Origin of the sequence: Rhodanobacter spathiphylli B39 (assembly GCF_000264295.1) — a bacterium.
Classification (GTDB): domain Bacteria; phylum Pseudomonadota; class Gammaproteobacteria; order Xanthomonadales; family Rhodanobacteraceae; genus Rhodanobacter; species Rhodanobacter spathiphylli.
The window spans coordinates 79,022-90,774 of record NZ_AJXT01000004.1 but is presented as its reverse complement, the minus strand read 5'-3'; the positions used below and the strand labels follow the sequence as shown (position 1 = coordinate 90,774).

Here is an 11,753-nt window from a genome sequence, read left to right as displayed (position 1 = left end):
GAATCCGGGGTCAGTGGGAAGTGGTGGCCAGCGCGGGAACCGCATGGCTGGCCAGGCTGCCGTCGAGCAGCCGGGGCAACAGGTCGAGGGCGTCCTCGAAGCCGGTGATCGGCACGTAGGGAATGCCGGCGGCGCGGCAATGTTCGATCAGTCGATGCTTGGCGAACACGAAGTCCACGCGATCGGCCGCGCAGAAGTCGGAGGCACCGTCACCGATCAGCAAGGTCTTCGCGCCGCCTTCGCGTGCCTGCGCCACGCAGGCGCATTTGCAGGTGCCGCTGCGACAACCCTCGGCCTGGAATGGCGAGGTCAGTTGCCACTGCTTCGGCGGTCGCGCCGGCGCCAGGTGGTTCGCCGCCACTGGCAGATGGTCCAGGCCGTAGCGCGCGAGAATCTGCTGGATCGCATGGTCGAGTCCATCGCTGACCACGCGGATCGGCACGCCAAGCTCGCGCGCCTTCGCCACAAAGCCCGGGAACGCGTGATCGATCCAGATCCCGGCCAGGTGTGCATCCAGTTCGGCGCGGGTCATCTGGAGCAGGTCGACCTGGCCGGCCATGCATTCGCGCGATCCGATGCGGCCGGCGCGCCAGTCCTGCTCCAGCACTTCCCAGCCGGGCCGGCCGAAGCGATCGAGCAGCGAGTCGATCACGTCCTCGACGGAAATGGTGCCGTCGAAATCACACAGGATGGTCCAGCCAGGCACGCGCATCGCGAACTCGCATCAGCAGCAATGGATGCGCAGCTTAGGCAGCCCGCCTTTCCAGCGCCTTTCCAGCCGTGACACGCGCGAAACCGGTCTCTAAGCAAACCGAAAGCCGGCCTGCGTAGCTTTGGCAGGTGCAAGCCAGCTGTGTCGGCCTGGCGAGGAAAAAGACATGCGCATCCTGTCATCGCTCCTGTTGTGCCTTGCCCTCCTCGCCCCCGGCGGCGCTTTCGCTTCCGGCGGACCGCTGGGCATCGATCATCGCGTCCACTACGACAATAGCGGCATCTGGAAGCGCTCGAACCAGAACGTGCTGATGTACGGCACGATCACCACGGTGGTTGGCGGCGCACTGGTGTTTGGCGATCAGGACAAGCTGGGCGACACCTTCTGGCGCTCGGTGGATGCGCTGGCGGTCACCAGCCTCGGCACCGAGGGACTGAAGCTGGCGTTCCAGCGCGAACGTCCCTCGCAGACCAGCAACCCCGACCGCTTCTTTGCCGGCAGCCACGCACAGAGTTTTCCGAGTGGCGAGGTGGCGGCAGTCTCGGCAGCGGTCACGCCGTTCATGGTGAATTACGGCCAGGATCACCCGGCGGTTTACGCGCTGGCCTTGCTGCCGGTCTATGACGCCATCGCCAGGGTGAAGACCCGCGGCCACTGGCAGAGCGATGTCCTGGTGGGTGCGGCGGTCGGCACCGGCGTGGGCCTGTGGGCCTCGCACCGGAAGTCGCCGCTGATCGTCGGCTGGCTGCCAGGCGGCTTCCAGGTCGGCTTCATCCACCATTTCAAGTGATGCGAGACAGACACCGCGCCACCGCAGATCCCGCGCGCGTGCGCAACGATCGCGCGCGCCGGGTTGAGCGATGGGTCGGCCTGATGCTCGCCACGGCGCTGGGCCTGTCCGGCTGCGCCACCTATGCCGACCTGCCGCTGGACAGCGGTGCCGGTGCGGCCGACGTGGCACGGCTGGCGGCGCCGACCTCGAACATGCCGCTGCCGGCGCTGTCGACGCATCGCTTTGACGCCGCCGATGGCCTCGACGTCGCCGAGGTGGCGATGCTGGCCGTGATCAACAATCCGCAACTGCGAGTCAAGCGCGACGAGCTGGGCGTCGCGCGGGCGCAGGCCTTCGCCGCCGGCCTGCTGCCCGATCCGCAGCTGGCGCTGTCGGCGGACTTTCCACGCCAGTCCGGCGCCGGCCTGAGCACGGCCTACAGCTTGGGGCTGAGCGAGGACATCACCGCTCTGTTGACGCGCTCCTCGCGCAAGGCCGCGGCAAGTAGCCAGGCCAGCCAGGTCAACCTCGACCTGCTGTGGGCCGAGTGGCAGACCGTGGCGCAGGCGCGACTGCTGTTCGATCAGGTGTTGAGCATGCGCGCGCAGCGGGCACGACTGGAGCAGGAGCAAACCGCCCTCGCCACGGTCACTGGCCATATCCGCAGCGCGCTGGATGCGGGCAACCTCACCTACGACAGTGCCAGCGCCGGGCTCAATGCCGAGGCCGACGTGCACCAGCGGCTGGCCGACACGACGATCGCACTGCATCAGGCACAGGCCGACCTGCACCTGCTGCTGGGGCTGGCACCGACGGCGAAGCTCGACCTGGTCGGCGCGCCCTGGCTCGGCCAGCCCACCCCGGAACAGGTGCGGGCGGCGTTCGACGACCTGCCTCGGCGACGGCCGGACCTGCTGGCCCTGCAGGCCGGTTACCAGTCGCAGCAGGCCAGGGTGCGCAGCGCAATCCTGGCCCAGTTTCCCGCATTGAACATCGGCTTCAACACCGCGCGGGACACCAGTGCGGTGTACACCAACGGCCTCGGCATCGGCATCACCCTGCCGCTGTTCGACCGCAACCGCGGCAACATCGCGATCGAGCGCGCCACCCGCCAGCAACTGCATGACGACTACACAGCACGGGTGCTGGGCACGCGCAGCGACATGCAGCGGATCAGCAGCGACCTCGCCACGCTCGACGCTCAGCTCGTCACCCTCGCCGCGCACGCACGGCGGCTGGATCAGGCACGCGCGTCCGCCGAACAGGCCTGGCAGGCCGGCACGCTGGACTGGCCCACCTACCTGGCGATACGCGGCAGCGCGCTCGGCGCCGACCTCGACCTGCTGAGCGCGCAACTGGAGCGCGCCAGACAGTCGATCGCGCTGGAAGCGCTGCTGGGCAACACCGATCTGGCTGCCACTCCACCCGCCTCCACACAAGCATCTCCGCCATGAATCGTTCCGTCATCATTTCCGTTCTTGGCATGGCCATTCTTTCTGGCCTGTTGTCCGGCTGCGGCAAGACCACGCCGGACGAAGACGAAGCCACCGCCGCCGCTGGCGAAGTCCTGGTGACCACGGCCACGCCGACCCGGCAGACCTTCCACGACAGCATCGAAGCCTGGGGCAGCGCGGCCGGCGACCCCCGGCATGCCCGCTCGATCAGCCTCGCCCACGGCGGCCAGGTCACCGCGCTGCAGGTGTCGGCGGGACAGACCGTGAAGCGCGGCCAGCCACTGCTGACGATCGCCCCGGACCCGGCGGCGCGCAGCGCCTTTCAGCAAGCGCAGACCGCGTTGGCCCTGGCTAGCGGGGAGCTCAGGCGCACCGAACAATTGGCCGCCCAGCGACTGGCCACGCAATCGCAACTGGCGACGGCGCGCAAGGCACTGGCCGATGCGCAGTCGGCGCTCGATGCACAGCGCGCGCTGGCTGGTGGAGCAGCCAGTGAAACCGTCGACGCACCGGCCGATGGCGTGGTCACCGGTCTGCAGGTAGGACTGGGCGAACGGGTGGCCGCGAACGCGCCCCTGCTCGGCTTCACTCCCACGCACGCGCTGCTGGCCGTGCTCGGCGTGCAGCCGGACGATGCCGCGCGGCTGCAGCCGGGCATGCCGGTGCAGCTGCAGCCGGTATACGGCGCGCGGGAAACTTTCATCGGCACGCTGCGCATGGTCGGCCAGGCGATCGATCCGCAGACTCGTCTGCTGGACGCCCAGGTCGAGTTGCCGGCCACCGCCAGCGCCAGCCTGGTTGCCGGCGCGCCGCTGGATGCACAGATCCGCACCGAGGATTTCACCGCCTGGTCGGTGCCGCGCGCCGCCGTGCTGCATGACGACCACGGCGATTACCTGTTCCAGGTCGAGCAAGGCCATGCCAAGCGGGTCGACGTGAAACTGCGCAGTGCACAAGGCGATCCGGTCGGCGTGGACGGCCCGCTCGACGCAAGGGCGAAGGTCGTCGTGCTCGGCGTGTACGAACTCAACGACGGCGATGCGGTGCGGGAGTCGGCCAAGTGAGTCTCACCGCATGGATGCAGCAGCACCGGCGCTCACTGCTGTTCCTCGCCCTGACGCTGGCACTCGGCGGCATCGCCAGCGCCTTCCTGATGCCGGTGGCGCTGTTCCCCAACGTGGCGTTCCCGCGGGTGCAGCTGACCCTCGACGCGGGCGACCGCCCGGCCGACCAGATGGCGATCGAGGTGACCACGCCGGTGGAGGAAGCCGTGCGGCGGGTGCGCGGCGTGCGCGACGTGCGCTCCACCACCAGCCGCGGCAGCGCGGACATCGCGATCAGCTTCGACTGGGGCGCGGACATGGCCGCTGCGCTGCAGGAGGTCAACGGCGCCGCGAGCCAGGTGTTGCCGCAACTGCCGGCCGGCACCCAGATGTCGACCCGGCGCATGGACCCGACCACCTTTCCCGTCCTGGCTTACAGCCTGCGCTCGCACACGCAGTCGCCCGCGGCACTGCACGACCTGGCCGAATACCAGTTGCGGCCGTTGCTCAGCGGCATCGCCGGCGTCGCCCACGTCGACGTGCAGGGCGGCGAGGTGGCCGAGTTCCATGTGGACGTCGATCCGGGCAAGCTGCGCGCGCTGGACCTGAGCCTGGCCGAGGTGTCGGCCGCAGTGAGTCACGCCGCCACGATCCAGGCGATGGGGCGGGTTTCCGATCACTACAAGCTCTACCTGCTGCTGGCCGACAACCAGCCGAAGAGCCTCGACAGCTTGCGCCACATCGTGCTGCGCGCGGGTCCGGGCGGCATGGTGCGGCTGGGCGACGTGGCGCGCCTCAGCCTGAGCCACGTGCCGCAGTGGGTCCGGGTCAATGCCGACGGACAGGACGCCGTGCTGCTGCAGGTCTACCAGCAGCCAGCCGGCAACAGCGTGCAGATTGCCGGCGACGTGAAGCAGCGCCTGGCCGAGTTCGCCCCGCAGATGCCGGCGGGCGTGAAGGTCGCCAACTGGTACGACCAGACCCGCCTGGTCACCGGTGCGGCCAGCAGCGTGCGCGACGCGATCCTGATCGGCATCGTGCTGGCCGCGCTGGTGCTGTTCGTGTTCCTGCGCAACACGCGGATGATCCTGATCGCCCTGATCGTGGTGCCGGCGGTGCTGGCGATCACCGTACTGCTGCTGCGCGTGCTCGGCATGAGCTTCAACATGATGACCCTGGGCGGCATGGCCGCGGCGGTCGGGCTGATCATCGATGACGTGATCGTGATGCTCGAACACATCATGCGGCGGCTCCACCAGGGCGAAGGCCACGTGCATGAGCGCATCGCCGGGGCGGCGTGGGAGTTCACCCGCCCGCTGACCGGTTCCAGTGCAGCTACCGTGGTGATCTTCCTGCCGCTGGCCTTCCTCACCGGCGTCACCGGTGCGTTCTTCAAGGCGCTGTCGCTGACCATGGCCAGCGCGCTGATCATTTCCTGGTTGCTGACGTGGGTGGCCGTGCCGCTGCTGGCCGAACGCTTCCTCGACCGCCGTCACCTGGCCGAACATCCGCCGTCTCGTTTCACCACGCGGATGATGGACGGCTACCACCATCTACTGGATCGCTGGCTCAGGCGACCCGTGCTCACACTGCTGCTGGTGTTGCCGTTGTTGCTGGTGGGCGTCTTCGCCTTTACCCGGGTGAACACCGGCTTCATGCCGAAGATGGACGAAGGCGGCTTCATCCTCGACTACCTGTCCAGACCCGGCACCTCGCTGCAGGAAACCAATCGCCTGCTCAACCAGGTCGAGGCGATCATCCGCGCCAATCCCCACGTCGACACCTACTCGCGGCGCACCGGCCTGCAACTGGGCGGCGGCCTCACCGAGGCGAACCAGGGCGATTTCTTCGTGCGCCTGAAGAGTGGTTCGCGACCCTCGACCGAAGAGGTGATGACCCAGGTGCGCACGGCGGTGGAAGCGCAGGTGCCAGGGCTCGACATCGACCTGGCGCAATTGATGGAGGACCTGATCGGCGACCTGGTGGCAGTGCCGCAACCGATCGAGGTGCAGCTGTACGGCGACGACCCGGAACAGCTGAATGCCACCGCCACGAAGGTGGCTGCGGCCATCGGCAGGATCACCGGCGTGGTCGGCGTGCTCGATGGCATCAACCCGGCGGGTGACGCGCTGACCGTGCAGGTCGATCCGGCCAGGGCCGCGCTGCAGGGGCTCGATCCCGCCGCGGTCACCGACCAGGTCGCCGCCGCGATCGACGGCACCGTCGCCGCGCAACTGCCGGTGGACGGCAAGGTGGTCGGCGTGCGGGTACGCCTGCCGGACGGTGCGCACCAGCGGCTCGAACAGGTGGCGGCGCTGCCGATCCGCGCCGCGGATGGCCATCTGTTTCCGCTGTCGCAAGTGGCCGCGCTGAAGCAGGTGCAGGGCCAGCCGGAAATCACCCGCGACAACCTCAAGCGCATGGTGGCGGTGACCGGACGCATCAGCGGGCGCAGCCTCGGCGCGGTGATCGGCGACGTGAAGCATGTGCTGGCGCAACCGGGCCTGCTGCCGAAGGGCATGTTCTATCAGCTCGGCGGTGTCTACCAGCAACAGCAGCAGGCCTTCCGCGGTTTGACCATCGTGATGCTGGCCGCTATCGCGCTGGTGTTCACCCTGCTGCTGTTCCTGTACGAGAGTTTTCGCGTGGCGCTGGCGATCATGGCGATGCCGTTGCTGGCCCTGCCCGGCATTTTCGTCGGGCTGTGGCTGACCGGCATCGAGCTGAACATCTCCTCGATGATGGGCATGACGATGATCGTCGGCATCGTCACCGAGGTGGCGATCTTCTACTTCTCGGAGCTGGACGATGCGCAGCGCGAGCTCGCCCTGCACGACGCCCTGCACGACGCCGGCACGCACCGCACCCGGCCGATCCTGATGTCGACCCTCGCCGCGATCCTGACCCTGTTGCCGCTGGCGCTGGCGCTCGGCCAGGGTTCGCAGATGCAGCAGCCGCTGGCGGTGGCGATCATCGCCGGCATGCTGCTGCAACTGCCGCTGGTGCTGCTGGTGATGCCGGTGCTGTACGCGCTGCTGCATCGCCGCGGCAAGGCGATGCCTCCAGCTTCCACCGCGCCCGCGCCCGCCGGCTGATTCCCGCTCCCCACCCAAGGTGACCGCCATGCAAAAGCTGCTTCACTCCCTCCTGCCCGCCTTGCTGTTGGCCATTCCGGCGGCCGGCCACGCCGCCTCGCCGTCAGCTGCGCCGCGGCTGCTGTCGACCCTGTCGCTGGGTGGCCCGGGCGGTTGGGACTACCTCAGTTTCGACGCGCCGCACCGGCACCTGTTCGTCAGCCGCGGCGATCGCGTGCTGGTGATCGATGTCGACCAACAGAAGCAGATCGGCACGATTGCCGGTACAGCCGGCGTGCATGGCATCGCGATCGCCGACGATTTGCAGCGCGGCTTCACCAGCAATGGCAGGGACGCGTCGGTGACCGAATTCGACCTGGGCAGTTTCAGGACGCTGGCGACCATCAGCGGCACCGGCGAGAACCCCGACGCCATCGTCTACGACCCACCCTCGCACCATGTGCTGACCTTCAACGGCAGGAGCCGCACGGCCAGCGTGATCGATCCGGCGAAGGGCGCCGTAGTCGCCACGATCGGCTTGCCCGGCAAACCCGAGTTCGCCGTTTCCGATGGCGCAGGCCACGTCTACGCGAACATCGAGGACCGGTCCGAACTGGTGCAGATCGATACCGCCAGCAGCAAGTTGCTGCATGTGTGGCAGCTGTCGCCGTGCGAATCACCCAGCGGCCTGGCCATCGACGTCAGCCGCCATCGCCTGTTCTCGGTGTGCGACAACCGGAAGATGGCCATCACCGATGCGCTCGACGGTCACCTGGTCGCGATCGTGCCGATCGGCGACGGCCCGGATGCCGTGGTGTTCGACGCCGCGCAGTCGATGATCTACAGCGCCAACGGCGAAAGCGGCACGATCACCGCCGTGCACGAAGACGATGCGGATCACTTCAGCGTCGCGGCGACCATCCCCACCCGGACCAGCGCACGCACGCTGGCGCTGGACCCGAAGCTGCACCGGCTCTACCTGTCCGCCGCGCGCTTCGGCAGCACGCTGCAGCCGAATGGCCGGCACGCGATGGTGCCGGACAGCTTCGGCGTCCTGGTGGTCGGGCAGCACTGATCGCCGGATACGCGAAGGGTGGGCGTCACTTTCCGCAGGCGGGAAGTGACTCCGAACCCTGTCGCGGCAACAGACGGCTGCACCACTGCGCGGCCGCCGTTGCGGCGGCCACCGCATCCATCCCGCGCGTGTCCAGCGCAGCACTGGCGCCACCGTAGGGTGCGTACTTGGCCGGGTCGGTGACCGAGAACAGGCCCAGCGTGGGTGTTCCACTGGCGGCAGCCAGGTGCATGACGCCGCAGTCGGCGCTGATGACGCCATCCATGCAGGCCGTCATCGCGGCCAGCCGGCGCAGGTTCTGCGAATAGAACGGCGTCAGCCGCGAACCCAGTTGCGAGCGCCCGTGCGCTGCCAGCAGATCCACCAGCCTGATCTTTGGGCACAGCGACTCGAAGGTATCCACGAAACTTTGCCACCAGTCCTCGCCATAGCACTTGGCGCCGGTCGCGTTGGGGAAGATCGCCACCGTTGCCCCGCCGCGTGCGCGCGAGCCATCGCACAGCCTGGCCATGACCCGGGCCGCCGCACGCTTTTCATCGGGCGCCAGGTCGAGATTGAGTGGCGGATAGTCCGGCCGCGGCGCCCGGGCACAGGCCTGCCGCAGCAGGAACACGCCGCGATGCGCCAGGTGATCGGGCCAGCTCAGCGCATGCCACGCCGATGCGGGATTCAAGGTCGGGTCGGGAAATCCCAGCTTGTAGCGGGCCTGCGCCAGAGCCAGCGCGATGCGGCCGGACTGCGATCCGTTGCAGGCATCGATCGCGAGATCGTACCGGCATCGTCGCAGTGCACGCAGCACGCCTGCCGACAACCACGGATGACGGGCGATCTTGGCCGGCAGCGCGAACACCGTGCGGACGCTGAATCGGTGGGCATACAGGCATTCGCTGGCGTAGCTGCCCAGGATGTCGATTTCAGCACCGGGATAGAGCGCCTCGATTTCCGCGATCAGCGGACTGATCAGCACGCTGTTGCCAAGCCGATGGTTTGGCCGGCACACCAGCACCCGGTGGATGCCGGTTGGCGGCAAGCCGCCGGGCGCGCACAAGGCGCGGCCGACCCGACGAAACCTGCGGCGCAGGATCGAGGCCGCCCACGCCCGTCCCCGCGCATCCCATGACACGGGTGGTTTGGTGGAGTCGGCAGCCGGCAGCGGCGTGGCAACGAGGGAACGGACGGTATCGGGAACGGTCATGGCAGCAGCATGAAGCGCGTCGCTTTCAGCACGCTTATCGGCTCGTGAGTATCGGGTTAACCGGCACACGCCGGGCACACGCCGGCAGGAAGTGGGCGCCGCGACCACCGTGTCACGTCGTGCGGAAACAGACAGCTTCGCCGAACAGGCTCCGACCATGCCTGGCCCTCCCGGCCAGGGCCTGACAGGGCCCAACGCGGCACCCGGCAGGATCATCGTCGATCACGCCGCGCTTCGATCCGGCGGGCCTGCTCGCCGCGGGAACGGGGAACATCCGCTGGACGAGCTCGTCCAGCGGGTCAGCTGCTGCGCGGGATGCTCACCTTCACCCGCAGTCCGCGGCCGAACGGCGAATCGAGCAGGTCGATGCTGGCGCCATGCAGCTCGGCCGCCCGTTGCACGATCGACAATCCCAGGCCGTAGCCCTCGCCGCGGCCGGTGGCTTCGCGATGGAAACGGGCGAATACGGCGGCACGCCGTTCCAGAGGGATGCCCGGCCCGTCGTCGGCCACCTCGATGGTGGTGAACCGGGCGTCCTGCGACAGCGACAGCTGTACCTGGCCGCCGACCGGCACATGGCGCATGGCGTTCTCGATGAGATTGCGCAGCAGTGCCCCAAGCGCCGCCTCGTGGCCGAGCACCCACGCCGCCTGGCTGTCATGGATGAAACCCAGTTCCGCGCCGCACTCGGCAATCACCGGCGTCAGCTCCTCGATCACGTCGATGGCGACGCCGACAAGGTCGATCGACCGGCGCTGTTCCAGCGCCGCGCCGGACTCCAGCCGGGCCAGCACCAGCAACTGTTCGACGCGCCTGGCCAGCGCGGCCACGTTGTGTCTTGCGCCGGCCAGGCTGGTGGCGGCCTCGTCGGGATCACCGGTGGCCGTGGCGCTCTCGATGTTCAGCATGATCGAGGCCAGCGGCGTGCGCAGCTCGTGCGCGACATCGGCGCTGAAGCGGTGCTCGCGTTCCAGTGCATCGGCGAGGCGCTGCAACTGTCCGTTCAATGCGTCGAGCACGGGCTGCAATTCCAGCGGCGCCTGTTCCAGCACGATCGGCTCGCGGCTGCCCAGCGCACGCGAGCCCAGCGCGTCGGTCAACGACTCCAGCGGTCGCAGCCCGCGCTTGACCGCCCAGCCCACCAGCAACCCCAGCAGCGGCAGGCCGATCAGCAGGGAGAGGGCATGGTCGAACCACAACGCACGCAGGATGTCGTGACGGCTGTCGTAGCGTTCGCCGGTGCGGATCACCACGCCATGCGTTTCGTCCCGGAGGGTGAACAGGCGCCAGCGATAGCCGCCGGCATCGATGTCCCGGAAATTTGCGTCCCCGGCGCCGGGAGGAGGCAACGCGGCGAGATTCGCGGTAGCCATGATCGATCTGCCGGAAGTGTCGAACACCTGAAAGCCGACTTCGGATTCGAACGAATACCGGTGTCGCTGCACGGTCGGCGCCTCGGGCACCTCGATCGGCATCAGCTTGTCGTCCTGATCGCCACCGTCAAGCGCTTCGGCGCCCTCCTCCCCGATGAGAACCTGCAGCGTGCGGGCCGATTGCGCCAGCCGGCCGTCGGAAAGTTCGTTGACCTCCTGCATGGTGCGCTGGAAGCTGAGCACCGCCAGCGGCAACAGTACGGCGACCATCACCAGGATGATCAGCCAGCGCAGCCGGCCACGCAGGCTCGACCGGATCATTCGACCTCCCGCGGGATCATGTAGCCGAATCCGCGCACCGTGCGGACGGTGTCGTAGCTGAGCTTCTTGCGCAACGTATGCACCAGCACCTCCAGCGCGTTGTCGCCCACCACGTTGTCCAGGCCATACAGCGAGTTGACCAGGCTTTCGCGGCGCACCAGCTTGCCGGCGCGCTCCATCAGGATCTGCAGCAGGGCAAATTCGCGGCGAGTCAGCTCGACAAGCTCACCCCGAAATGTCACCTGCGACGTGCCCAGGTCGAGCGCCAGCGCTCCGATCTCGATGCGGTTGACCGCCAGCCCCTGCGCGCGCCGGCTCAATGAGCGGATCCTCGCGCACAGCTCGTCCAGATGGAACGGCTTGATCAGATAGTCGTCCGCCCCCGCATCCAGCCCGTGCACGCGGGCCTGCAGGCCGTCGCGGGCCGTCATCACGATCATCGGCGTGCTCACGTGCGCACGGCGCGTCTCCACCAGCACGTCCAGGCCGTCCATGCCGGGCAACCCGAGATCGAGCAGCACCAGGTCCGCCGTTTCGTCGCGCAGCGCAATCAGGGCCTCGCGACCGTTGCGCAGCCAGCTGACCGTGTAGGCCAGGCGCTCCAGGGCGCGCTGGATCGCCGCGCCCAGTTGGGGATCGTCTTCCACCAGGATGATGTGCACCGGATCTCCCTGCATGTCGCGACGTGAAGGCCGAAGCGCGATGTCGCGTCCGAACCTGCGTGACTATGCAAC

General features: G+C 68.3%; 9 protein-coding genes. 5 read left to right on the top strand and 4 right to left on the bottom strand.

The window, feature by feature from the left end; translation table 11 throughout:
- Positions 1-10 precede the first annotated feature (10 nt).
- Positions 11-712, bottom strand: coding sequence for an MtnX-like HAD-IB family phosphatase (locus tag UU7_RS01120; protein ID WP_007804566.1), 702 nt, complete (start codon positions 710-712; stop codon positions 11-13).
- Between the two features lie 166 nt (positions 713-878).
- Here UU7_RS01120 and UU7_RS01115 point away from each other — a divergent pair, with 166 nt between their 5' ends.
- The 5 genes from UU7_RS01115 to UU7_RS01095 are packed head-to-tail and all read left to right on the top strand — an operon-like array spanning position 879 to position 8,130.
- Positions 879-1,502: a phosphatase PAP2 family protein gene (locus tag UU7_RS01115; protein WP_007804564.1), complete on the top strand. Its 624-nt coding sequence runs from the start codon at positions 879-881 to the stop codon at positions 1,500-1,502.
- Positions 1,502-2,938 carry a TolC family protein gene (locus tag UU7_RS01110; RefSeq protein ID WP_007804562.1) on the top strand — a complete coding sequence of 479 codons (1,437 nt, stop codon included), beginning with the start codon at positions 1,502-1,504 and terminating at the stop codon, positions 2,936-2,938. Before UU7_RS01115 ends, UU7_RS01110 begins: the two co-directional genes overlap by 1 nt.
- Positions 2,935-4,002 (top strand): efflux RND transporter periplasmic adaptor subunit, encoded by a 1,068-nt coding sequence (locus tag UU7_RS01105; RefSeq protein ID WP_007804560.1) that lies wholly within the window; start codon positions 2,935-2,937, stop codon positions 4,000-4,002. Before UU7_RS01110 ends, UU7_RS01105 begins: the two co-directional genes overlap by 4 nt.
- Positions 3,999-7,076 carry an efflux RND transporter permease subunit gene (locus tag UU7_RS01100; RefSeq protein ID WP_050981397.1) on the top strand — a complete coding sequence of 1,026 codons (3,078 nt, stop codon included), beginning with the start codon at positions 3,999-4,001 and terminating at the stop codon, positions 7,074-7,076. The genes UU7_RS01105 and UU7_RS01100 overlap by 4 nt, the downstream gene beginning before the upstream one ends.
- Before the next feature lie 28 nt (positions 7,077-7,104).
- Complete coding sequence (locus UU7_RS01095) at positions 7,105-8,130, top strand: YncE family protein (RefSeq protein ID WP_007804557.1); 1,026 nt, start codon at positions 7,105-7,107, stop codon at positions 8,128-8,130.
- 25 nt (positions 8,131-8,155) lie between these two features.
- On the opposite strand, the gene UU7_RS01090 is transcribed toward UU7_RS01095, so the two are convergent.
- From UU7_RS01090 to UU7_RS01080, 3 genes are all read right to left on the bottom strand, one after another.
- Positions 8,156-9,325: a glycosyltransferase family 9 protein gene (locus tag UU7_RS01090; RefSeq protein ID WP_083845901.1), complete on the bottom strand. Its 1,170-nt coding sequence runs from the start codon at positions 9,323-9,325 to the stop codon at positions 8,156-8,158.
- A gap of 299 nt (positions 9,326-9,624) precedes the next feature.
- A complete protein-coding gene (locus tag UU7_RS01085) occupies positions 9,625-11,019 on the bottom strand; it encodes a sensor histidine kinase (protein ID WP_007804554.1) in 1,395 nt (464 codons plus the stop codon).
- Positions 11,016-11,681 (bottom strand): response regulator, encoded by a 666-nt coding sequence (locus UU7_RS01080; protein ID WP_007804552.1) that lies wholly within the window; start codon positions 11,679-11,681, stop codon positions 11,016-11,018. The genes UU7_RS01085 and UU7_RS01080 overlap by 4 nt, the downstream gene beginning before the upstream one ends.
- Positions 11,682-11,753 lie beyond the last annotated feature (72 nt).

Bases quoted from the DNA above. Each gene is read 5' to 3' on its own strand.
- UU7_RS01115 (WP_007804564.1), top strand. From the start codon at position 879: ATGCGCATCCTGTCATCGCTCCTGTTGTGCCTTGCCCTCCTCGCCCCC.
- UU7_RS01090 (WP_083845901.1), bottom strand. From the start codon at position 9,325: ATGACCGTTCCCGATACCGTCCGTTCCCTCGTTGCCACGCCGCTGCCG.
- UU7_RS01110 (WP_007804562.1), top strand. From the start codon at position 1,502: ATGCGAGACAGACACCGCGCCACCGCAGATCCCGCGCGCGTGCGCAAC.
- UU7_RS01095 (WP_007804557.1), top strand. From the start codon at position 7,105: ATGCAAAAGCTGCTTCACTCCCTCCTGCCCGCCTTGCTGTTGGCCATT.
- UU7_RS01105 (WP_007804560.1), top strand. From the start codon at position 2,935: ATGAATCGTTCCGTCATCATTTCCGTTCTTGGCATGGCCATTCTTTCT.
- UU7_RS01120 (WP_007804566.1), bottom strand. From the start codon at position 712: ATGCGCGTGCCTGGCTGGACCATCCTGTGTGATTTCGACGGCACCATT.
- UU7_RS01085 (WP_007804554.1), bottom strand. From the start codon at position 11,019: ATGATCCGGTCGAGCCTGCGTGGCCGGCTGCGCTGGCTGATCATCCTG.